This window comes from Lactonifactor longoviformis DSM 17459, from assembly GCF_900129135.1.
Classification (GTDB): domain Bacteria; phylum Bacillota; class Clostridia; order Lachnospirales; family Lachnospiraceae; genus Lactonifactor; species Lactonifactor longoviformis.
In genome coordinates, this window is record NZ_FQVI01000004.1 from 106,386 (window position 1) to 129,624 (window position 23,239).

At 47.1% G+C, this 23,239-nt stretch carries 22 protein-coding genes and 1 pseudogene; 6 read left to right on the forward strand and 17 right to left on the reverse strand.

Annotated features, from left to right (window positions below; all coding sequences use genetic code 11):
- Nucleotides 1-3 precede the first annotated feature (3 nt).
- The 17 genes from BUA56_RS06250 to BUA56_RS06330 form a co-directional block, all read right to left on the reverse strand.
- The gene (locus BUA56_RS06250; RefSeq protein WP_072850015.1) at nucleotides 4-522 is read right to left on the reverse strand and encodes a stage III sporulation protein AB; all 519 of its coding nucleotides are present in this window, start codon (nucleotides 520-522) and stop codon (nucleotides 4-6) included.
- Complete coding sequence (spoIIIAA, locus tag BUA56_RS06255) at nucleotides 519-1,487, reverse strand: stage III sporulation protein AA (protein WP_341443393.1); 969 nt, start codon at nucleotides 1,485-1,487, stop codon at nucleotides 519-521. The genes BUA56_RS06250 and spoIIIAA overlap by 4 nt, the downstream gene beginning before the upstream one ends.
- Nucleotides 1,488-1,520: 33 nt before the next feature.
- Nucleotides 1,521-3,356, reverse strand: coding sequence for an ATP-dependent helicase (locus BUA56_RS06260; RefSeq protein ID WP_072850017.1), 1,836 nt, complete (start codon nucleotides 3,354-3,356; stop codon nucleotides 1,521-1,523).
- Complete coding sequence (gltX, locus tag BUA56_RS06265) at nucleotides 3,356-4,807, reverse strand: glutamate--tRNA ligase (RefSeq protein WP_072850019.1); 1,452 nt, start codon at nucleotides 4,805-4,807, stop codon at nucleotides 3,356-3,358. The genes BUA56_RS06260 and gltX overlap by 1 nt, the downstream gene beginning before the upstream one ends.
- A gap of 25 nt (nucleotides 4,808-4,832) precedes the next feature.
- Entirely contained in the window at nucleotides 4,833-5,558 is a 726-nt protein-coding gene (locus BUA56_RS06270; protein WP_072850021.1) for an SIR2 family NAD-dependent protein deacylase, read from the reverse strand.
- 118 nt (nucleotides 5,559-5,676) lie between these two features.
- The gene (locus tag BUA56_RS06275; RefSeq protein ID WP_072850023.1) at nucleotides 5,677-6,729 is read right to left on the reverse strand and encodes an NAD(P)H-dependent flavin oxidoreductase; all 1,053 of its coding nucleotides are present in this window, start codon (nucleotides 6,727-6,729) and stop codon (nucleotides 5,677-5,679) included.
- On the reverse strand, nucleotides 6,730-8,463 hold the full coding sequence (locus tag BUA56_RS06280; RefSeq protein WP_072850025.1) for an acetyl-CoA carboxylase carboxyltransferase subunit alpha: 1,734 nt from the start codon (nucleotides 8,461-8,463) through the stop codon (nucleotides 6,730-6,732). It lies immediately after the preceding gene.
- A gap of 12 nt (nucleotides 8,464-8,475) precedes the next feature.
- Nucleotides 8,476-9,816: an acetyl-CoA carboxylase biotin carboxylase subunit gene (locus BUA56_RS06285; protein WP_072850027.1), complete on the reverse strand. Its 1,341-nt coding sequence runs from the start codon at nucleotides 9,814-9,816 to the stop codon at nucleotides 8,476-8,478.
- A gap of 8 nt (nucleotides 9,817-9,824) precedes the next feature.
- Nucleotides 9,825-10,253, reverse strand: coding sequence for a 3-hydroxyacyl-ACP dehydratase FabZ (gene fabZ / locus BUA56_RS06290; protein ID WP_072850029.1), 429 nt, complete (start codon nucleotides 10,251-10,253; stop codon nucleotides 9,825-9,827).
- Between the two features lie 12 nt (nucleotides 10,254-10,265).
- Nucleotides 10,266-10,715, reverse strand: coding sequence for an acetyl-CoA carboxylase biotin carboxyl carrier protein (gene accB, locus BUA56_RS06295; protein ID WP_072850031.1), 450 nt, complete (start codon nucleotides 10,713-10,715; stop codon nucleotides 10,266-10,268).
- Between the two features lie 12 nt (nucleotides 10,716-10,727).
- Nucleotides 10,728-11,963, reverse strand: a complete 1,236-nt coding sequence (gene fabF / locus BUA56_RS06300) for a beta-ketoacyl-ACP synthase II (protein WP_072850033.1) — start codon at nucleotides 11,961-11,963, stop codon at nucleotides 10,728-10,730.
- Between the two features lie 10 nt (nucleotides 11,964-11,973).
- A complete protein-coding gene (gene fabG / locus BUA56_RS06305) occupies nucleotides 11,974-12,711 on the reverse strand; it encodes a 3-oxoacyl-[acyl-carrier-protein] reductase (RefSeq protein WP_072850035.1) in 738 nt (245 codons plus the stop codon).
- A gap of 22 nt (nucleotides 12,712-12,733) precedes the next feature.
- Nucleotides 12,734-13,654 (reverse strand): ACP S-malonyltransferase, encoded by a 921-nt coding sequence (gene fabD, locus BUA56_RS06310; protein WP_072850037.1) that lies wholly within the window; start codon nucleotides 13,652-13,654, stop codon nucleotides 12,734-12,736.
- A gap of 238 nt (nucleotides 13,655-13,892) precedes the next feature.
- The gene (gene acpP, locus BUA56_RS06315) at nucleotides 13,893-14,126 is read right to left on the reverse strand and encodes an acyl carrier protein (protein ID WP_072850039.1); all 234 of its coding nucleotides are present in this window, start codon (nucleotides 14,124-14,126) and stop codon (nucleotides 13,893-13,895) included.
- Nucleotides 14,127-14,259: 133 nt separating this feature from the next.
- Nucleotides 14,260-15,471, reverse strand: coding sequence for an FtsW/RodA/SpoVE family cell cycle protein (locus BUA56_RS06320; protein ID WP_072850041.1), 1,212 nt, complete (start codon nucleotides 15,469-15,471; stop codon nucleotides 14,260-14,262).
- 38 nt (nucleotides 15,472-15,509) lie between these two features.
- Nucleotides 15,510-17,330 (reverse strand): glycerophosphodiester phosphodiesterase, encoded by a 1,821-nt coding sequence (locus tag BUA56_RS06325; RefSeq protein ID WP_072850043.1) that lies wholly within the window; start codon nucleotides 17,328-17,330, stop codon nucleotides 15,510-15,512.
- A 33-nt stretch (nucleotides 17,331-17,363) separates the two neighbouring features.
- Entirely contained in the window at nucleotides 17,364-19,226 is a 1,863-nt protein-coding gene (locus BUA56_RS06330) for a diguanylate cyclase (RefSeq protein ID WP_072850045.1), read from the reverse strand.
- A gap of 281 nt (nucleotides 19,227-19,507) precedes the next feature.
- On the opposite strand from BUA56_RS06330, the gene BUA56_RS22590 reads away from it, so the two are divergent.
- The 6 genes and pseudogenes from BUA56_RS22590 to BUA56_RS06360 all read left to right on the forward strand — a co-directional run bounded on the left by BUA56_RS22590 (nucleotide 19,508) and on the right by BUA56_RS06360 (nucleotide 23,230).
- Entirely contained in the window at nucleotides 19,508-19,765 is a 258-nt protein-coding gene (locus BUA56_RS22590; protein WP_187143900.1) for a spore coat associated protein CotJA, read from the forward strand.
- Nucleotides 19,762-20,043 (forward strand): spore coat protein CotJB, encoded by a 282-nt coding sequence (locus BUA56_RS06340; protein WP_072850046.1) that lies wholly within the window; start codon nucleotides 19,762-19,764, stop codon nucleotides 20,041-20,043. The genes BUA56_RS22590 and BUA56_RS06340 overlap by 4 nt, the downstream gene beginning before the upstream one ends.
- A 3-nt stretch (nucleotides 20,044-20,046) precedes the next feature.
- Nucleotides 20,047-20,232, forward strand: a pseudogene (locus BUA56_RS06345) (manganese catalase family protein); the annotation flags it as partial.
- A 58-nt stretch (nucleotides 20,233-20,290) separates the two neighbouring features.
- Nucleotides 20,291-21,064, forward strand: a complete 774-nt coding sequence (locus tag BUA56_RS06350; RefSeq protein WP_341443398.1) for a LytR/AlgR family response regulator transcription factor — start codon at nucleotides 20,291-20,293, stop codon at nucleotides 21,062-21,064.
- On the forward strand, nucleotides 21,061-22,359 hold the full coding sequence (locus BUA56_RS06355; protein WP_242946729.1) for an ATP-binding protein: 1,299 nt from the start codon (nucleotides 21,061-21,063) through the stop codon (nucleotides 22,357-22,359). The genes BUA56_RS06350 and BUA56_RS06355 overlap by 4 nt, the downstream gene beginning before the upstream one ends.
- Nucleotides 22,360-22,564: 205 nt before the next feature.
- Nucleotides 22,565-23,230 (forward strand): ABC transporter ATP-binding protein, encoded by a 666-nt coding sequence (locus BUA56_RS06360; protein ID WP_072850050.1) that lies wholly within the window; start codon nucleotides 22,565-22,567, stop codon nucleotides 23,228-23,230.
- Nucleotides 23,231-23,239: the final 9 nt, after the last annotated feature.

A 23,239-nucleotide genomic window follows, 5' to 3' on the forward strand; every position in this document is an offset into this window, starting at 1 on the left:
GATTTATGCCAGTGCAATGGCCAGAAACAGTCCGCCCATCACACCCAGGCTCTGATAGATTCTCTTTTTTGCCGGAATGGTAGCCTCGATTTCTTTCAATTCCAGTTCCAGCTCCTGCTGGTACAATTCCAGCGTGCTTATCTGCATGGCAATATCCAGGTATCCCAGATACTGGCCAATCTGTTTTAGACTTTCTTTATCTTTTGGGGTAAGGCTGCTGGATGACAGATGTTCATCCACACCTTCTGCGAAAAGCTCCTGAAAAGTCCGCCCGTCGTATTGGCAGGCCTTGCGGGCCACTTCTGTAAGAAATAAATGGAAAGGTTCCGGAAGCTTCTGACCGATCTGGTCCAGAGCCTCCGGCAATGTAGATTTGCCATAGGAGATTTCCCCTTTTAAAAAGAGAAGCAGTCTCCTGATAGTTTTCAGCTGCTGGTATCTCTTTGTCAGAGACAGGCTCATCAGATATCCGATGCCGGAAGATGCACCTATCACGAGACAGATTCCTATCACTTTGATCATGATGTACCACTCCCCTGATAGAGGCAGCTGCCTCTGGCATCATAGATTGCATGTACAGTTCCCGCCTGTTTCTCTTTTTTCAGAATCACATACCTGTCAAAGATGCGTTCATTCATCAGACGCTGCATAAGAGGCTTCCTCTTAATATCCTCTATGGTGCTTCCGTGAACTGTGGCCAGCAGTCTGCAGCCGCAGTGGATTACAGATTCGATGGCGTGAATGTCCTCATAATCCCCCAGCTCGTCTACCGCCACTACTGAGGGCGACATAGACCGGATCAGCATCATCATACCCTCGGCTTTCGGACAGCAGTCCAGAATATCCGTCCGAATCCCCAGGTCATTCTGGGCAATGCCCAGGTAGGATCCTCCGATTTCGGATCGCTCATCCACCACCCCCACAGTGATCCCGGGAAATTTATCCCATCCGTCAGAGATCTGGCGGATAATGTCCCGAAGCATAGTAGTCTTTCCGCATCTGGGCGGAGATATAAGAAGGGTGTGATAAATGGTATCTTCCTGTATCAGGTAGGGCATAATCGATGTGGCACAGCCTTTTATCTGATGGGACAGGCGCAGATTTACATAAGATATATACTTCACGCTTTTCACCTTGTCCCCCTCCATGACAGCCTTGCCTGCGATTCCCACACGGTGGCCGCCCTGAATAGTGATAAATCCCTGGCGGACTTCATCCTCAAAGGCATACAGGGAATAACTGCTTACGTATCCCATAGTCTCTTTCACTTCCTGGGCGCTGACCAGATATGCGTTTTCTCTCCTATGTGTAAACTGCCCCTCCCGGGTCAGGAAATATTCTGTACCCTGGTAAACTACAATCAAAGGAGCATTGACCCGAAGACGTATCTCATAGACATTGTCCATATCCATCCGGGCTTTGGACAGAATTCCCCTGACTGACAGAGGAAATAATTGAATAATGGGTTCCTTCTTAATGTTCCTCACCTCTTTAAAACAATATATGAGGACAATCTGTTTTTAGAAGGAGAAATTAGTATTTCTGACTTTCATCTCTTCCAGGAAACGAGACATCTCCTGTTTTTCGTCGGAATAGCACAGGTGAAGCCGCTTCCTGGCTCTCGTCATACCCACATAAAAAAGCCGCCGTTCTTCTTCTATCTCCTCTTCCAGCACCGCTTTGTGATAGGGCATCACCCCTTCGTTTACATCCAGTATATATACCTCATCATACTCCAGCCCTTTGATGCTGTGCAGAGTGGAAATGGTAACACCCTCTTTTTGTTCCGACTGGTGTTTTGCCTGCTCTTTCAGCTTTTCGGAGAACTCTTCCATGTGGGCAAACCATGCAGCAAAACTTCGGTATCCCTTGGTACTCTCATGTATCTCTCTCAGGGTTTCCAGCAGATCTTCTGCTTTTATCCTGCGGTACACTGCATATTCTTTCAGATAAGCCTCATATCCTATCCCCTTCCGGATATAATTGACCGCACCATAGGGAGTCATGCCCTTTAGGATCCTGAGATCCTCCTCCAGCCGGTCAATCCTGTCGCACATCCATTCCTTATCCTCATAATACCAGCGCAGCCCTTCAAAAGAAAATTCGCCGGAGTCCACCGAATCCCGGGACAGATAGCGGTTGGGCCGGTTCATAATCTGATAAAAATTTTTCCTGCTTCTGTCACCCAGGGCAATCTGGATATATGCCAGCAGATCCCTGGTAATCCAGTGCTCATAGAGATTGGGCAGCAGATCTCTCATATGAAAAGGAAGCTGGTACTCCATGAGCATTTCCACCAGATATCTTGCCCCCAGGTTGGTCCGAAACAGAACGGCGATTTCTTCCAGGGGCTCTTGCGCCTCTTTTGCTTTCAGTATCCGGTCCCTCACCCAGCGGTTTTCCAGGATTTCTGTTTCGAATCCCCTGACTTCGATAGGATCCCCAAGCTCATTTATGGTTTTTATCTCCTTGGGAAAACGCTCCTGATTGTGATGGATAACATTCTGGCTAGCTTCCAGAATTCTCTTGGTAGAGCGGTAATTGCAGGCCAAAGTTACCCTCCCCGCATCCGGATACTCTTCCGGAAACTGAAGCATAATTTGAGGTTTGGCTCCCCGGAAGCCATAGATGGACTGATCATCATCTCCCACTATAAAGAGATGGTTTTGAGGCAGGGCCAGAATCTTTATTATCTCATACTGCAGCTTATTAATATCCTGAAATTCGTCTACCAGGATATACTTAAACTTATTCTGCCAGGCTTTCCTTATGTCCTCCCTCTGCGTGAGCAGTTCATAGCACCACACCAGCATATCGTCGAAATCCAGGAGTCTGGCACTCCTGCATCTTTCCTGGTAACCCCTGTAGATATCACGGAACGACTCTTCGGGACAGGCCGCGGAATAGTAGTGTTCCAGGGCAATCCTTCCTGTCTTTACCGTGCTGATCTCGCCGATAATATCTGTAATAAGCTCTTTTTCATCCTCGACTTCCAGCCGGCTGCTGCGTATCAGTTCTCTTAAAATGGAATATTTTTGGTCTTCGCCAATAATATTCCGGGCACTCAGCCCGTAGGCATGGCGTAGGATCCCATAAAACACACCGTGAAAGGTTCCGAAGGTAACCTGTGTGGAGGCAGTTTGGGATAAACGCAAAAAGCGCTCCTTCATCTCTCTGGCAGCGGCTTTTGTAAACGTCACTACCAGGATAGAGGAAGGAGACACCTGATATTCCCCAATCAGCTGGAGAACCCGGCGGGTTAAGACAGTAGTCTTCCCGGAACCGGGTCCCGCCAGACACAGAAAGGGACCTTTATAATGCATAATTGCAGTTTTTTGTGATTCGTTATATTCCATTAAGCACCTAATTTTACAATTGCAGCCTGAATCCTGCGGATAGATTCCTCTTTGCCCAGCAGTTCCAGAATCTCTGTCGCCCCGGCGGGTGTCATCTGTTTTCCGGAGAGGGCAGTGCGGACGGGCCACAGTACATAGCCATTTTTGTATCCTTTTTCCTTTGCAAATCCGCACAGGAGCTCATAGAGTGCATCATTGCTGTAATCATTTTGTGCCTCCAGCACAGGGAGTACCTCCTGCAGCAGACTAAGAGAGGATTCCGGAGTTGTCTTCATTTTTTTATGGCGGTACATCTCTGTGTCATATTCCAGAACATCTTCCACAAAATCGATTAATTCCGGAATTTCAGGGAATACCTCTATTCTTGTTTTCACCATCTCAGCTACTTTTTTTAGATTTACCTTCCGGCTCAGAGTGTTCTGAATAAAAGGAAGCGCTCTCTCATAAAACTGATCAAAATCCATGGCTTTGATATATTCCCCGTTCATCCATTTCAGTTTGACAATGTCAAACACAGCCGGTGATTTGCTCATATGATGATAGTCGAAGACCTTCACCAGTTCCTCCAGGGAATAAATCTCCCGGTTCTCCTCCGGGCTCCATCCCAGAAGTGCAACGTAGTTGACAATAGCTTCTGTCACAAATCCCTGATCGATGAGATCCTCATAGGATGAGTGTCCGGACCGTTTGCTCAGCTTTTTATGCTCCTCGTTGGTAATCAGAGGGCAGTGCACATAGGTGGGGATCTCCCATCCGAAGGCTTCGTAGATTCTGTTGTATTTGGGGGCAGAGGAGAGATATTCATTACCTCTTACCACATGGGTGATTCCCATCAGGTGATCATCCACTACATTTGCGAAATTATAGGTGGGATATCCGTCGGATTTGATCAGAATCAGATCATCCAGCTCCTCGTTGGGCACTGTAATTTCCCCGTAGATATCATCCCGGAAGGTTGTAGTGCCTTCGGAGGGCATATTGAAACGGATAACGTAGGGAACTCCCGCCTTCAGCTTTTCTTCTATCTCCTCTTTTGTGAGAGAGAGACAGTGCTTGTCATACATGGCAATCTCTTTGCCTGCCACATTCGTCCGAAGGGATTCCAGGCGTTCTTTATCGCAGAAGCAGTAATAGGCATCCCCCTGCGCAATCAGCTGCTCTGCATATTTTTTATAAATTCCCAGAGCATTTCTCTCACTCTGGACGTAAGGACCCACTCCCCCGTCTTTATCCGGTCCTTCATCATGGAGCAGACCGGTTTCTTCCAGGGTATGGTAGATAATCTCAAGAGCACCTTCCACAAAGCGTTCCTGATCCGTGTCCTCGATTCTCAGCATAAAGCTTCCGTTCTCGTGTTTTGCAATCAGATAGGCATATAAAGCCGTCCTTAAATTTCCTACGTGCATTCTCCCTGTAGGGCTTGGGGCAAATCTTGTTTTTACTGTACTCATCATGATTCTCCTGGTTCTTTTATAGTTAATGATAGATCTTCGGCAGGATCTCGTCCGGACTGCCATGATAGACGAAATCAGCATTGGCATCGCTGAAATGGGGTTCCCTGTTTATCAAAATCAGTTTTTCTCCCATAAAGTACTTCAAACAGGTCTGACACAGATAGGAATGAAGGGTAGAACCGATAACCAGCAGGGTATCTGCCTTGCGGATCTCATCTGCTGCTCTGGAAATCAGATAATTATCTACCATCTCACCCACCAGCCTTACCTGAGGTCTTACCGGTACATTGCATTTATGGCACATGGGGATATCTCTGCTTTTCAGCATATACTCAAAGGGAAAAACCTGACCGCAGTGTGGACATTTATTGCTGTATATATTCCCGTGAAATTCGATGACATTTTTACATCCTGCCCTCTTTGCCAGGGAAAATATCTCTCTGGTAACAATTGCATTCAGCTTGCCGTCCTCTTCCATGCGGGCCAGCGTCTTAAGTCCCTCCCCCGGCGTTCCCGGGCTGGCCAGTATTTCATTGCGATAGAAATCAAAAAACTGCTTGGTACGGGTAGTATAAAACACAGAGCTGAACATTTCATCCGGGGAATAACCGTACTTTTCTTCGATTGCGTAGGCACTGCTGTCACTTCGGTAATTCATACAGCCGCAGTCCTCACAGATGGTGATACCTTCCAGACACACTACATTTCTACTTTCATCCAAAACCTTCCGAATACTATCCAAATTCATTCTATCGCCCCTCTTTTTATTGCTGTTAACTTTTTCCTCAAAAAAGGGTACATGGTATGAACCAGTACCCCATTGCAGACATATTATACCTTAAGTGCTGTTTTTTTTCAAGCATCAGTTAAGCCAGTTCCTGGAAAATATCTTTGACATATTCCAGCTTTCTGCAGCGGTAAGCATTGGCTCCGCAGAACAGCAATCCATGATCCACATTCCCCTCTACCGCCTGCACCAGAGCGTCCGTGATACAGTAAGGTATTTCTTTTGGTTTGCAGGTAGTGATACAGTGATAGCAATACGGAATCGGCTGTCTCTTCGCCTTCACCCGTTCCATAAACTCATTTTTTATGGCTCTTCCCGGCATGCCCACAGGGCTCTGGACGATACAGATGTCTTCTTTTTCTGCCTTGATATAAGCCTGCTTATATGCCGGACTGGCATCACACTCATAGGTGGTAACGAATCTGGTACCCATCTGTACTCCGTCCGCTCCAAGGCTGAGCGCATGATCCATATCCTCTCGGTCAAAGATACCTCCGGCAACCACTACAGGTATCTCTTTGCCGAACTTCTCTTCATATTCTCTGGTCTGGAGGATGATAGAGCGGATGACAGAATCATAGTCCAGGGCGTCCGTATCCGAGAGCTCTTCCTTTGTGAATCCCAGATGTCCTCCGGCTTTCGGCCCTTCTATGACAACCAGATCCGGGGCCCTGTGATATTTTCTGTCCCACATCTTGCAGATCACATGCAGTGATTTCAGGGATGATACAATAGGGGCTATCTTTGTCTTTGAATTCTCCACCATCTTTGGGAGATCAATGGGCAGGCCGGCTCCTGAGATAATCAGATCAATTCCTGCGGATACTGCCGTTTTTACATAGTCCTGATAGTGCTGGGTGGCTACCATTATATTTACTCCGATAATCCCGCCCTGTGCCAACTCTCTTGCTTTTGCAATTTCTTTTTTTACAGCCCGGAAATTTGCTTCCAGAGGATTTTTTTTGAAATCTTCCTCCCTCCAGCCGATCTGTGCTGTAGATATTACGCCTACACCACCGGCTGCAGCCACGCTTCCTGCCAGGCCTCCCAGGCTGACACCGACGCCCATTCCTCCCTGAATCACGGGAATACGTGCCGTAAGTTCTCCTATTTTTAAGGGTTTTCTGTCCATTTACATCCTCCTAAACCTTTCATAGCGCAGTGCGGCTATCTCCTCGGGATTTTTCTGTTCCATCCGGCAAAGGAAGGATTTCATCTCTTTTTTCAGTTCCTCTGCGATTTCTCCCAGATTGTCAAGACCGGCGGGGACTGGTTCCGGAATAATACGCTCAATGATCTGCAGCTTGTAAAGGTCCGAGGCTGTTATCTTCATAACCTCTGAGGCCTCCGGCGCCATCTTGCTGTCTTTCCAGAGGATAGAGGCAAATCCTTCCGGTGACAAAATGGAATACGTAGCATTTTCCATCATCCAGACTTCATTTGCCACAGCAAGGGCCAGCGCCCCTCCGCTTCCTCCCTCTCCAATCACAATACTCAGAACAGGGACTTTTAAATCTGACATTTCCATAAGATTTCTGGCTATCGCTTCCCCCTGTCCCCTCTCTTCTGCTTCGATTCCGCAGAATGCTCCCGGTGTATCTATAAAATTGATAACCGGACGGTTAAATTTCTCTGCCTGCTTCATCAGACGCAGCGCTTTCCGATATCCCTCCGGGGAGGGCATACCGAAATTACAGCGTATATTATCCTTTGTGTTTTTTCCCTTCTGCACTCCCAGGACAGTGACCGGCTGGCCATCCAGAAGCCCCAGACCGCCCACGATGGCTCCGTCATCCCGAAATGCCCGGTCTCCGTGAAGCTCCAGGAATTCATCAAAGACTGCATGGATATAATCCAAACTGGAAGGCCTCCCGGCGTCTCTTGCGATCTGCACCCTCTCCCAGGCCCCAATCTCTTTTCCCCCGTCTCTGTGCTTTCCCTGCCTCTTATCCAAACTTTTTTCCTGTATTTCAGAAAGAGGAATCTGGCAGAACTGTGTATAAGACCTGTTTCTCTTATGCAGACGCACCAGACCCAGAAGGGTACTTTTCTGCTTCTCTCTGGTCACAATACCGTCAATGATTCCATGCTCTACCAGAAATTCTGCCCTCTGAAATCCCTCCGGCAGTTTCTGTCCAATGGTCTGCTGTATCACTCTGGGACCGGCAAATCCGATGAGCGCTCCGGGTTCTGCCAAAATAATGTCCCCCAGCATGGCAAAGCTGGCCGTTACTCCCCCAGTGGTGGGATCTGTAAGAACAGGAAGGTAGAGCAGTCCTGCCAGGCTGTGCCGCTTGATTGCAGCCGAAGTCTTCGCCATCTGCATAAGAGATACCATTCCCTCCTGCATTCTTGCGCCTCCGGAGCAGCAGTAAAGAATTACAGGAAGCTTTTCCTCTGTTGCCCGCTCGATGGAGCTTGTGATCTTCTCTCCCACCACATATCCCATGCTTCCCATTAGGAATCTTGCGTCACAGACACCGATCACCACAGATTCCCCTTCGATCTTGGCTTTTCCGATTCGTACCGCCTCATCCAGATGGGTCTTTTCCTGCACCTGCGCAATCTTCTCCTCATATTCAGGATAATCTAAGGGATTCGACACCGGCATTCCGGCAAACCATTCCTCAAAAGAACCTTTATCTGCAATCATCTTAATTCTGGTCTTTGCCTTCATACGGAAATATCCCTGACATTTTGGGCACACATAGTGGTTTTTCACCACATCTTCCTTATATATTACCTCTTTGCATTTGGGACACTTCATCCAGAGTCCTTCCGGAACAGAGGGGGAAGAAGGTACCTCTCTGGTTCCCGACAGTGTAATATAATTACTTTTTTTGAATAATTCTTTTAAACGGGCCATTTTTTACACTCCTTACTCGTAATGCTCCTGGATAAAATGAGTCGTCACATTCCCTGTTATAAAATCTTCCTGGTTCAGGATATCATACTGAAAGTCAAGATTCGTGCTGAGCCCTTCTATGATAACCTCCCCCAGAGTGCTGCGCATCTTGGCAATGGCAGACTCTCTGTCTTTGTCATATACAATTACCTTCATGATCATGGAGTCGTAATTCGGAGGGATCGTATATCCCGTATACACGGCAGTGTCAATCCGAACCCCATTGCCCCCGGGCACATGCAGGTTTTCTATGGTACCCGGACAGGGCATAAAATTTCTGGCCGGATCCTCCGCATTGATCCTGCACTCTATGGCATGCCCCCGAAGAGATATGTCCTCCTGCCTGACACTTAAGGGCAGGCCTGCAGCGATGGAAATCTGTTCTTTTATAAGATCAACCCCTGAGACAAACTCTGTCACCGGATGCTCTACCTGGATTCTGGTATTCATTTCCATAAAAAAGTATTCACCTGTTCTGTCCAAAAGAAATTCTATGGTACCTGCATTCTCATACCCGACTGCTCTGGCAGCCAGGACAGCGGTTCTGCCTATCTCTTCTCTCTGGCCCGGGGTGATTGCACTGGATGGAGACTCCTCAATCAGCTTCTGATGCCGTCTCTGAACGGAACAGTCTCTTTCTCCCAGCTGCACCACATTCCCATATTTGTCTGCGATAATCTGTACCTCTATATGTCTTGGCCTTCCCACATACCGCTCCAGGTACATGGTATCGTCTCCAAATGCATTGACAGATTCCCTCTGGGCCGTATTAAAATTATCCGGGAACTCTTCCTCTGATTCTGCAATGCGCATTCCTTTGCCTCCCCCTCCGGAGGAAGCTTTGATCATGACAGGGAAGCCAATCTGCTTTGCAGCTTTCAGGGCTTCCTCCAGGGTATATACAGGCTCTCTGGTCCCCGGCACCACCGGTACACCTGCCTCTATCATGGTTCTCCTGGCCTCAGATTTATTACCCATTTTGTTAATCAGGGCTGCAGAGGGACCGATAAATGCCACGCTGCATTTTTCGCACATTTCTACAAACTTACTGTTCTCCGATAAAAAGCCAAATCCCGGATGAATAGCTTCTGCCTTGGTAGCAATGGTAGCGCTCAGGATTCTTTCCATGTTCAGATAACTCTCTGAGGCCTGGGCCGGACCAATGCATACGGCCTCATCTGCCAGCTGTGTATGCAGGGCATCCCTGTCAGCCTCTGAATAGACCGCCACCGTTTGTATTCCCAGTTCTCTGCAGGCTCTGATAATCCGTACGGCAATCTCTCCCCGGTTGGCAATTAATATTTTCTGAAACATACAAACTCCTAACTGATTGCAAATGTCAGCTCTGCAACCGCTGTAATCTTCCCCTTTTGGTTGGTGGCCTTCGCAGCCCCTACCCCGATGGGCCCTTTTTGCTTTATAATCTCTATCTCCAGTGTCAGTACATCCCCCGGCAGCACTTTTTCTTTGAACTTAGCTGACTTAATAGACGCAAAGAAAGCAGTTTTTCCCCTGCACTCAGGTTTGCTTAAGATAGCCACTGCCCCCAGCTGAGCCAGTGCTTCAATCTCCAGGACACCAGGCATTACCGGCTGTCCCGGAAAATGTCCGGCAAAATAAGGCTCATTAAAGCTGACACATTTTGTCCCTTTTGCCCTCACTCCGGGCTCCAGTTCCTGTACGGTATCTATCAGTAAAAATGGCTGTCTGTGAGGAATAATCTCCATAATTTCTTTGGTACCCAGTTCCATTCACATCTCCTCCTATCTAATGACGAACAGCGGCTGTCCGTATTCTACTACCTGCTCATTTTCTGCTAAGACCTGCTCTACCACCCCGTCATATTCTGATTCAATTTCATTCATCAGTTTCATAGCCTCTACAATTCCAAGAACCTGGCCTTTTTTTACGGTGTCGCCCACATGGACAAAAGGACCTGCTTCCGGAGAGGCTGAATTATAAAAAGTACCCACCAGAGGAGCCTTTACAACTTTTCCTGCGAGGATCTCCTGTCCCTCTTCCTCTATCTTTACAGAAAATTCAGACCCGCTCTGTGCCGTTGGCACAGGATCCAGAACGACCTGTCCGGCAGCAAACTTCGGCTGCTTATTCGTTTTCATGGATAGTTTCAAATCCTTATCTTCCATTTGAAAATGTGTCAGTGAAGAGTCACTAACTGTGCGAATTAAGGTAATAATCTTATCAAATTCCATTCTCATCCCCTCCTACTCTGTGTACTTTTTCACCAGCAGACTGGCGTTGTGTCCGCCAAACCCCAGGGAATTGGTAAGGGCATAAGGAACATCCATCTCAATTCCGTGCCCTGTCACATAATCAAGGTCACATTCTTCATCCTGCACCCGGTACCCCACGGTTTCATGGACATAGCTGTCCTGTATGGATTTTACACAGGTGATAAATTCCACTGCTCCGGCAGCCCCCAGAAGGTGTCCAATCATGGATTTGGTAGAGTTCACTTTCAAATTTTTGGCGTGTTCCTGGAACAGTTTTTTAATCGCCCTTGTCTCAAACAAGTCGTTGTGATGGGTACTCGTGCCGTGGGCATTAATATACGGCACATCCTCAGGAGTGATTCCTGCTTCCCTTATAGCATGCTCCATGGCCCTGGCCGCGCCTTCCCCATCTTCTGCCGGAGACGTGATATGGTAGGCATCACTGGTCGTTCCATAGCCGGCCACCTCCGCCAGAATCCCGGCGCCTCTGGCCTTTGCATGCTCCAGCTCCTCCAGAACTACGACACCTGCCCCTTCCCCCATAACGAAGCCATCTCTTTCTTTGTCAAAGGGGATAGAGCAGCGTCCCGGATCAGTGGATGTGGACAGCGCTGTCAGCGCCGCGAATCCGCCGATGCCGATGGGAGTCACCGATGCCTCTGTGCCCCCGGCTACCATGATATCAGCCTCTCCCAGCTGAATCGTCCGGTATGCTTCTCCGATGCTGTTGGTTCCTGTTGCACAGGCAGTTACCACGTTGATACTTTTCCCCTTCAGTCCAAACTGAATGGAGACATTTCCTGCTGCCATATTGGAGATCATCAGGGGAACCAGAAGCGGATTCACGCGGTTCGGCCCTTTTTCCAGAAGTTTTGTGTGTTCACGTTCCATAGCCTGGAGGCTTCCGATCCCTGAGCCTACAGCACATCCAACCCGGTAGGGATCTTCCTCCCCAAGACAATATCCAGACTGTTCAATTGCTTCCTTTGCAGCCGCCACTGCATACTGGCAGAACAGTTCCATTCTCTTTGCCGCCTTAAAATCCATGTATTCCTTGCCCACAAAGCCTTTCACTTCTGCCGCCAGATGGGCTTTGTATTCAGATGCGTCAAACTTTGTAATCTCTCCAAACCCAGTCTTCCCTGCCTTCACTCCTGCCCAAAACTCTTCTACATTCAGCCCCAGAGGGGTAATGGCTCCCATTCCTGTCACTACTACTCTCTTCATTTTGTCCCTCCTACATGCTCATGCCGCCATCCACACAGATGACCTGGCCGGTAATATAGTCTGCATTCTCAGAAGCCAGAAATGCCACCATCCGGGCAACATCCTCAGGACTCCCAAAGTGTCCCAGAGGAATCTGGCTTTCCGCATATTTCTTCACGTCTTCACTTAAGACTTCTGTCATCTCTGTGGCAATAAACCCGGGAGCTACCGCATTCACGGTTATCCCCCTGCTTGCCAGTTCTCTGGCCATTGATTTTGTAAGTCCGATCACCCCAGCCTTAGACGCGGAATAATTTACCTGACCCGCATTGCCCATAACTCCAGAGACAGAAGAAATATTAATAATTTTTCCCCCGCGCTGCTTCAGCATCTGACGCGCTGTGTGCCGAATGGTGTTGAAGGTTCCTTTCAGATTCGTTGCGATGACCTCGTCAAACTCTTCTTCTCTCATCTTCATTGCCAGATTGTCTCTGGTGATTCCTGCATTGTTCACCAGTATATCCAGGGAGCCATAAGCTTTTACAATCCCTGCGATCATCTCCTGACAGGCGCCATAATCAGCTACACTGCACTGCCATACAGTCCCGTCACCTCCTGCCTCCTTTATTTCTCTCACTGCTTCTTCTGCCCGTTCCCGGGATCCGTTATAATTTACCACTACAAATATGCCTTCTTTTGCAAGCGTAAGGGCGATGGCTTTTCCGATGCCCCTGGACGCTCCTGTCACTAAAGCTATGCTTTTTTTCATATCCAATTCCTTTCTCACAGGCCTAAGCCAGGTGTTCCATTACCTTCTGAAAGTCTTCTGTGTTCTGTATATTCATTACTGTCACATCCCGGCTGATTTTTCTGATAAACCCGCTGAGAGTTTTTCCTGGTCCAATCTCCACAAAGGTATCAACACCCCCGGATATCATCGTCTCCACGCTTTGCTGCCACTTTACGGGGGAAGACACCTGCCGGACGAGAAGCTCCTTTACACAGCCGCTGTCCTCGATGTATTCTGCCGTGACATTCGTTACATAGGGAGTTTCAATGGGATGTATCTCTGCCTTTTTTAATTCCTCCCGGAGTTTTTCGCCCGCACCGTCCAGCAGCCGAGAGTGGAAAGGCCCGGAGACCTTGAGGGGGACAATTCTTCTGGCTCCCGCCTCTTTTAGTTTTACTTTGGCAGCCTCCACGGCCGTCTCCTGTCCGGTTATTACAATCTGTCCCGGACAATTATAATTAGCTACAGAAACTGTCCCCGGGACAGCATCACAGATCCCTGCAATCGCATCTCCGTCCAGCCCCATGACAGCAGCCATAGCTCCTCCAAAGGGAACTGCCTCCTGCATAAAGATTCCCCTCTTTCTCACAAGGGCGAATGCATCCTCTAACGACAGAGCTTTGGACGCCACGAGGGCTCCGTATTCTCCCAGACTCAGCCCGGCGTTCACACAGGATGAGAGTCCGGTTTCCTCCACCGCCTTTAATATGGCTGCTGATACCGTCAGCATAGCAATCTGTGTGTATTCTGTAATATTCAGACGACTATTTTCCGTAAAACAAAGTTCCGGAAGATCCAGTCCCGTTACCTGGCTGGAGCAGTCGAACACCGCCTTACATACAGGCATCTTCTCATAGAAATCCTGTCCCATCCCTGCATACTGGGCTCCCTGTCCCGGAAAAACAAATGCAATTTTCTTCATCTCTGAAAACTCCTTTGTGCATAAAATATTTTGTATATCAAACTATATGTTCACAAGAAAGATTGCGCGAAAGCGCAATCTCGGCCTGCAGCGGGCTGTCGCAGACAGCATCTTCCTTTCCGCCGCAGTGTGATCCCCCGGAGGGTTTTTTATTACATAGGGAACAGAGTTTCCTATTTAGTAAAAAAATCCGGCTTGCCGGATTCACATGTATTTCTTATAGAGAAAGGTGTGGGCTTTATGCCTCCACACCTTTATTTTTTAAATACTCCATTACAGCGCCCACAGTTGTCAGCTCCTGCAGTTCCTCAGCAGGAATCTCTACAGAGTATTCATCTTCAAGAGCCATCACTAATTCGAATAAATCCAAAGAATCTGCTCCCAAATCATCCTTGAAGGACGTCTCCGGAGTAATGTTGCCTTCTTCGCAATTTAACTGTTCAGCAATGATTTCTCTCATCTTTTCTAACATATCATAATCTCCTTTAATTAAACTTTACCATACAGCGAAAGCTGTATGCTCACCCAGAGGAATCTTCCTCCGGCCCGAATACTTTGACATTCAAAGTATATCTGCTATTGCCCGTTTTGTCAACTATAATTTTCTATTCTTCCTGCTTCTGAAACTTTATCCGCCGGGATACACTGAGGGCAATTCCGATCTCTGACATCAGGAATAGAATGGACGTACCTCCATAGCTGATAAAGGGAAGCGTAATTCCCGTAGTAGGAATCAGATTAATTACCACGCAGATATTCAGTATAACCTGGAGGGCTATATGGCCGAAAATGCCGCAGACAAGCAGTGAACCGTACAAATCCGGGGCATTCTGAGCAATAAACATCAGCCGGTACAGCAGGTACGCAAACAGTATCAGCACTACAGCTCCTCCAAATACCCCAAGTTCCTCACAGATAATGGAAAATATCATATCGTTCTGTGCCTCCGGCACGGCTCCAAGTTTCTGCGCGCTGTTTCCCAGGCCTTTCCCAAAAAAGCCGCCGGATCCTATGGCATACAGCGCCTGCATAATCTGGTATCCTCCGTCGCTGATATACTTCTCCGGCTCCAGCCATACAAGTACTCTTCGAATACGAAAGCTCTCGCTGGTCTCCAGAGTCTTTGCCAGGATTGCCACCCCTCCGGCTATCAGGGCCGCTCCCCCCGCACCGGCTATAATAAAAGGTTTTGTTCTGGGGTGGGCTATAAATATCATGATAACCGTGATTCCAACAATAATAATACCTGTGCTCAGGTTTTCTGTAAAAATATAAGCAAGCGCTCCCAAAAATCCTCCTGCACACAGCAGCATCACGCACGCCTTCCATGTTTTAATCTGCTTCCCCATCTTGATAATCAAGAGAGGAATAAACGTAATCACCGCAATCTTAGCTACCTCCGACGGCTGAAACTGAATGGGGCCAATCTTCAGCCACCTCCTGGCTCCGTTTACAACAATTCCCAGAGGAGATTTTACCAGTACCATCAGTACTGCCGCTGCCAGATAGATAAAGGAAGCCAGAGGCATCAAAAGGTGGTAATCCAGCCGGGAAATTACCAGTGCAAACAGAATACTGACTACACTGATCAGTGCCTGCTTTCCAAAATAGGCCATATCATCCCCGAATTTCAGTTCCGCCACATAGGCGCTGGTGCTGTATAATATTACAAGGCCAAAGCAGGTAAGAAGCAGCACCACAGCCACCAGATTGAAATCATAATAATCAATCTGCGCCCTTAGCCGTTCTTTTGCCCTCTGCCTGGCTCTCGCACGTTTCTCTCTGCTTTTTACTAATGCCTTCACTTGTGCTAACATGAAGTTCCTCCGTTATTATCTTTCCGTTATTTCAAGCTCTATATGCGAAGAGCATATTTCATCAGTTCCCAAAATCCTGTTCTTGTATCACTCTCCTGGTCCAGTACCTTCCGCACCAGAACGGGGTTATCGGTAATTATGTTATCTACCCCGCAGTTTATCATTCTCTTGACATCTCCCCTGTAATTCACTGTCCAGGCATGTACTTCTTTGCCGCAGGCATGAGCCTCTGCCACAAAGTCTTCATCTACATAAGTGTGTTTCACACTGAAAAAATCAGCGTATTTCACATTGGCAATACTGCCGTAAGTCATGGTCATAATATAACCGGTTCTAATATCAGGATTCGCCTTTTTAACCTGTTTCAGAAAATCATAGTTCATTGAAGTAATTACACAGTGGTCAGCAAAATCGTTTTTCTCTATCTCCCTGACGACCCGCTTAGCGATCCCTTTATTCTCACCATTATACTTAATCTCAATATTTAAGTCCAGCTTTCCTTTGGAAAAATTTATGGCCTCCTCCAGTGTGGGGATTTTTTCCCCCCTGAATTTTTTATGAAAACTGATTCCTGCATCCAGTTTGCTCACCTGGGGGTAGGTTACGTTCCATATATTTTCCTTCAGGCCTGCCGTTCGCTTCAGAGAATTGTCGTGGAGCAGTACAAGCACACGATCTTTTGTCTCCTGCACATCAATCTCAGCATAATCGCAGAGGGTATCGTTTGCATAAGCCAGTGCGCTTACCGTATTCTCAGGCGCCATCAATGCCCCTCCCCGGTGAGCTGTAATCCCCACAGAATTCCATATATTCTCCGCAGTCTGGCGGCTCTGTATCATCACATAGACACCGTAAAACCCTTCAGATACCAGCAGAACGGCAGTCAATACCCCGGCAACTCTTCTTCTCAGCTTCAGCCCCTTTGAGGTATGCCTGGGAAACAATATCCGCTTCTTCCAGTTGCTGACCGAATCGGGATAGGCTTTCTCATAAATCACAAAGACAAAGGCTAAGGTCAGAACCAGCTCAACCGCGCCTGCTGCCAGCCCCAGTCCAATATCCAGCCACCGGCTGTAGGTCAGGACAGCCCCCGCTGCCATGGCTGTTGATTTGGTCAGCATAGAATAAAGGACCACAAATATAACTGCAATGAGATATACCGTTCCTACAATCAGAGCCACAAGTATATTAATCACCGCAATTCCAACAACTGTCTTTCCGGCATTTTTCCGAAATAATTTCAGGGCTTCCGGCACCCGTTTCCCTAATTTTCCCCCAGTCATAAAGCTGCCGGGAAGGATATAGATGAAAAGCAGGGAAAAGGCAAGCAGTAATCCGCATACGGCAAACAGCACCCAGTGCCATGGCACAGCCTTATAGAGCTGCTGTGCCGAAAACTGCAGCAATTTAATATAAGAGATCTCCCTCACAATAAGGTGCAGCTCCATAATAGGAGCCGGCAGTCCCGCTGCAAGAATCCATGCTGCCTTATTTTTCCGGATCATGATAAAGGTCCTGTAGAGCCCCCCGAACAAAAGATCCCCCGGTGTCACCTTCTGCCTGTTGGACGAAGCTTCAAAACAGGTGATCAGCGCACCTGCTTCTATCAGCAGAAAAAACAGAATTTGGAGAAACACGGCCAGCGCCAAAACCACAGAAAGGGGATGGAAAATAAAGCTTGTATAGTTCTCAGCCGTAAGATAGCTGAACCCCTGTTTTTTCAGAGAAAAGTCGATGGCTGTCTGCACGCAGTAGCCACTGAGAAGAAATGTTGCAGTCCGGTACATAATTTCAAATACCAAAAGGCTTCTCATATTCTTCTTTACAATGTAATACAGACGGCCAAATATTTTTCTCATATACCCTTAAACTTCTGCCTTTCTATCCTGAATTCAGCTCATATCCCTGCAAGACATAAGAAACACCTCTTTTTGATCCAGCCAGGGAATAGCGGCGGCTGTTGCCATAACCTTCTTCCCCAGCACTTCGCTGTATAAAACCCCACTGACTTTTTTTCCTCCCCTCTTCAGTCGGAGGCTGGGACAGTACTCACAGGGGGTGTCTCTGCAGTAGAAGGCTTTGTAGCATATGCTGCCCTCTGCAGCCTCCCTCACAGCTTCCCGGGTAGCCAGATTCGCGTATTGAATCTTATAGGTATTGCGTTCCACAGCATAAATCCATTCTTCCTGATTGTCTAAAATCATGTGCAGGCTGTCCAGCAGCTGCTCCTTCCTGTCCTGGGCTCTTTTCTTCAGAAGAAAAGTCCCTACCATTTCCGAAATCAAAGCGAGCGTTTTAATCTGAGCCTGCGGCCAAAACCGATTCTCCCGGCACTCATCAAACCCTACGTATCCCCTGTTTTTTCCTCCGTCACGAATCAGGCAGTGAAGCATAGATTTAATTCCCTGCGCGTCCAGGATTTCAAATTGTTCTTTTGTCATCTCCCGGATATTCCTGCAGTAATATATGCCGTACTCATCAAAATTATCATAATAATCTCCCAGCACTGCGTATGGCACCTTCTGAAGAAACTCCTTCTGCGGTGCAATTCCTTCCGAACACCATTCAAAGGTGTTGGTACAGTATGTGCCGTCCTCAGAATCCTCAAATATATAGACTCTGCTTACATCCATCTGTCTGCCCACAATTTCAAGGATCAGAGGAATCGATTCCTCAAGATTGTCCCCATTATAAAGGATGTGAAACACGTATTCTGCCAGCTGGTAGGGCAGCACCCCCAGATTTTTGTCGGATTCTATCTCTTTTTCCCCGGAGGCCGCAAACGACTTCAGCTCCGCAGCAGTCAGTGACTGGGGAGGCATCCCCTTATCATACACAGCATATCTATTCTTCCCTTTTTTCTTGGCATAATACAGTGCCACATCTGCATTTTTGAAGATGTCCTGAAAGGTTCTGCCGTCTCCGGGTATCCTGGCAATACCGATGCTGCAGGAGATCTGCTGTTTATCCATTTCCTTATTCATCAGCTTCCCAAAGGCATCCAATATCGCTTTGGCCTTCTTCTCTGCATCCTCTGTCTTTTGAATCCCCCACAGGAGTACTGCGAATTCATCGCCTCCCACTCTTCCCACAATATCGTTGCTCCGCACCAGCTTTTTCAGGCTTCTGCCGGCCTCTGCCAGCATCACATCCCCGTTCAGGTGTCCGAATACGTCATTGATTTGCTTGAAGTTATCTATATCTATGATAAAGAAGGCACCCTGCTCCCCTTCCTGCATATGCAAAAGTTTTTCTTCTGTCAGATTCTGCACCGTTATCTTATTATACAAACCTGTGAGAGCATCCCTCTGTGCCTGTTCTCTGAGCTTCAGAGACTCTTTTTTCATATGATCAATATCCGTCAGAATGCAGTAAAAAACCTGGCTGCCGTCTTCTCTGTTTACTACCTGCCCTTTATCGTGGACATAAAGAAGCTTTCCGTCTCTGCAGATTATCCTGTATTCAATTTCTTTTTGATCCCTATGTGCCAGCTGCTTTTCTACCTTGTCCCAGGTTTTTTCCAAATCCTCGGGATATATCATGCGTGAGAATTCATTTTGAAACCGTTCTGCAATCTCCTTTCTTGTATATCCCGTCATCTTCAGAAAACCGTCACTGATGAAAAGCAGCTTTAATTCTCTGGTATATTCACAGCACATCACTCCTCCAGGAATGTTCTGAATCAGCGCATTCATGTCCTTTGTCTTTTCTTTTAATTCCAAAGACTTCTGCTCTACCAACTCGTGCAGATTCATGAGTTTTTCCCCTTTCCAAATACCAGTAAGTCAACCTGAGGAACAGGCAGCAGTCTATAAATTGCAACCTCTGCACTAATTCATACCCTGTCCTGACAAGAATCTCTGCCTGTAACCGGGTCTGCCCCTACTGCTACTGTACTCATATGTAATTTACACTCATTCTACCCTTTTCAGCCGGAAAAGGCAATCATTCCGCGGAACATTTTCCATGAAAAGACATAGGATAGTACTGTAATAACTTAAATTTTGTAAAGGATATGCTTATGGACAAATGCAGAATGAATAATTATCCAGGGTACCGTCCCTATTATCCCCCTCCATGCCCGTCCAGGACTCCGGAACCGCGTTCCGCAGCTCCCTGCAAACCGGCTGTGGACTGTGATTACTCTGTTGTCAACTCTCTCCCCCTGGCCATGGGATATGTTCCCTGTCAGAAGTTCCGTTCTACCTTTGAGCTCTGCAAAGCGCTTCAGGTAGGAACCATTTTCCCGGAACTTTGCAAGCCATTTACCGGAAAGCAGGTGATGAATCGATGAATGGAAATAACAAACCATGTAAAGAACAATTACTTCAGCTGATTAACGAAGTCAGCTTTGCTGTGGACGATATTCTCCTTTATCTGGATACCCATCCGTGTGATGAGAAAGCCCTTGCCTTCTATCAGGAAAAAATTGCAATCCGCAAGGAAGCCCTGAAAGAATACGCTGCCTATTACGGACCTCTGACCATTGATACTGCAGATGACGCCTGCAGTGATTCCTGGGAATGGGTTATGCAGCCCTGGCCCTGGGAAGTGAAAGGAGGTTGTAAATAATTTATGTGGAATTATGAGAAAAGATTACAGTATCCGGTCAATATCACAAAAACAAACGCTAAAATAGCACAGGTTATCTTAAGCCAGTACGGCGGCCCTGACGGAGAGATGAGCGCTTCCATGCGGTATCTCTCACAGCGTTTTTCTATGCCGAACCGAAAGGCTATGGGTGTACTGAACGATATAGGCATATCGTTACCGGTATTGCCCCTTTCCATGGCTTACGTCTAATCTTAAGATACTATTTGTGAACTACATAAAAATACGGTATAATACCAAAAGTATCTTTATGAAATGTGAGGTGATTTTTTTGCTGCACATAGCAGTATGCGACGACGAGAAAAATTTTATTGCTAGTTTGGATGATTTATTGCAAAAATACGCTGCCCAAACAGATCTGGAAATAAAAGTTACTCCCTTTTATGATGGCAGCGAATTAGTGGAGAAATACGACACTACCTTTGACTTGATTTTCCTTGATATTCAGATGAATCAAATGAACGGCTTAAAAGCTGCAGAGCGGATCCGTCAGATGGATGAAGAGGTAAGCATTATCTTTCTTACCACATTAACACAATATAGTCTGGAGGGTTATAAATATCAGGCCACCAACTATATTATCAAACCAATAAAATATGCCCGGCTGAAGGCGGAAATGGATAAGTGGCGGAAGCGGCGTCCCCAGGGAGACTCCCCATATCTGGCAGTTTCCTCTCCTTCCGGCAAATACAGGATATTTCTGAAAACCCTGCACTACATAGAGACTTTTAACCGCAGTCTGCTTCTTCATACTGAGCAGGAGAATATTATCTGCAGCAAAAGCATGAAGGAGATGGAACAGGCCCTGCGCAGCAAAGGGTTTGCCCGTTGTCACACCAGTTACATAGTCAATCTCTTTTTTGTCAAAGGAGTAAAAAAACTTGAGATCGAACTGATCACCGGCGAGATTATCCCTATCAGCCAGCCTAAGCGCAAAGAATTTATGGAGCAGCTGGCAGATTACTGGGGGGACTTTTTATGATGATAGCATTCCTTGATGGACTTGCCTGTGTCTTTGCGGCTGCCTATGCCTTTGTATTTTTCTGGATTCTCAAAACTTTTTTATGTCTCCGAAAAAAACGCCTGATGAAGGCCGCCGCCTTTTTGGCCTTTATCCCCTTGGCTGACTGTGTCATCTATTCCAATGATTTGGTCGGTATCTTAGGTACTATGATCGGTTTTATACTCTATCTCCTTATCTTTTACCGGGGAAGCCTCATCGTAAAAGGTTCCGTAGTGCTGGTCTTTTACCCGGCTTTAATCGGTATTAATTATCTGACCCAGGATATCGGGGCCCGCCTGTTTCACAGGGCTGCCTCCATTGAGTTCGGACAGGATATTGTCTGGACGCACGACTTACTTTTGACCAGTACAGCCTTGCACACAGCTTCCTTTTTGTTCCGCCTTCTGTTCTGGGCGGGGGCATGGCTGATTCTGCGGAGGTTTCTTTCTCAGATCACCTCAAACCTGACCACGCGGATATGGCTGATCGTTGACATGCTGTCACTGGCTTCTTTTGTCGCTATTTTTACTATTATATATTTCATGCCGGAAAATGCGGTCATTGTCTATCCCATCTGCGGTGCCTCTATTTTCTCAAGCTTTGGCTGCGTCTATCTCGCCTCTTATATCTGTAATTCGGTTCAGGTTGCCTACCGGGCTCAGGAATTGGAGATGCAGCACAGCTACTACAGGGACAGACTAAAGGAGGAAGAACGGGTCCGAAGTGTTTATCATGATCTAAAAAACCATCTGCTAATCCTGGAGGCACAGTCTGGCGGCAGCGGGGAAGCCCAAAAGACCATTCAGACTCTGAAAGCTCAAATTGAAGGTTATGAAGCTTATCAGCACACTGGAAATGATTTTTTGGATATTATTCTCAGAGATAAATTCAGGATCTCCCGGGAAAAGAAAATCGATTTCAGTGCGGTAGTACACTTTGAGGACGGTTCCTTCCTGGAGCCTCTGGACATCAGTACCATCTTTGGGAATGCTCTGGACAATGCCATAGAAGCCAGTGAAAAACTGCCGGCAAGCCAGAGACTCATAACGGTTAAAGCGGCCCGTGTCCGGGATATGCTCGCTGCCACCGTAGAAAATAACACAGCTTCTGACCTGCCGCTGTCAGAAAAAACCACCAAAAAGGATGTTCTTTTACATGGATTTGGATTACCAAATATACAAAAGACTGTAGAAAAATACGGAGGACATTGCCGGACCCAGACAGACGGAAATACTTTTATTCTGAAAATACTGATTCCACTGCCGGACTCATAATACTTTCCCTTAGGGACGCTGCGTTAAGGCAGCGTCCCTTGTTTGTCTCACCGGAAATACCCAAGCCTTCAGGTACCCTACCCGTATTAGTTTTTACGTACAGAATGTTAGTTTTCGCATTTTCTATTGTGCCTTTTTATCTGCGGATTATAATAAACTCAAGTTCCCGAGAGGACATGAAAATTGCAGAAATGAGGTATCTAGTATGAGTATTTTGAGTACCACCCGCTTAACCAAACAATATGGCAGTGAGTCAAATATAGTTAAAGCTCTGGACAATGTAACTCTCTCTATCGAACAGGGAGAATTCGTGGCTGTTATCGGCACATCCGGAAGCGGCAAGTCTACCCTGCTGAATATGCTGGGAGGCCTGGACCGCCCCACCTCCGGGAGTATCAAGGTGGATAAATTTGAGCTTGGCAAGCTCTCTGATGAAGATCTGACCGTATTCCGGCGTCAGAGAATTGGATTTATCTTCCAGAACTATAATTTAGTTCCAATTCTGAATGTTTATGAAAATATTGTTATGCCCATTCAGCTGGACGGCAAGAAGCCCGATGAAACCTTTATTATGGAAATCGTATCACTCCTGGGCCTGGAAAAGAAATTAGACAATATGCCCAATCATCTATCCGGCGGCCAGCAGCAGCGTGTGGCTATCGCAAGAGCGCTGGCAAGCAAACCGGCTATTATACTGGCGGACGAACCTACTGGTAATCTGGACAGCAAGACAAGCGACGAGGTAATACAACTGCTGAAGCTTACCGGCAGCCAATACCGGCAAACCATCGTGATGATTACTCACAACCCGGAAATTGCCCGGCAGGCTGATCGCATCATCCGCATTGAAGACGGAAAAATCACAGAGTAAAGGCGGTGA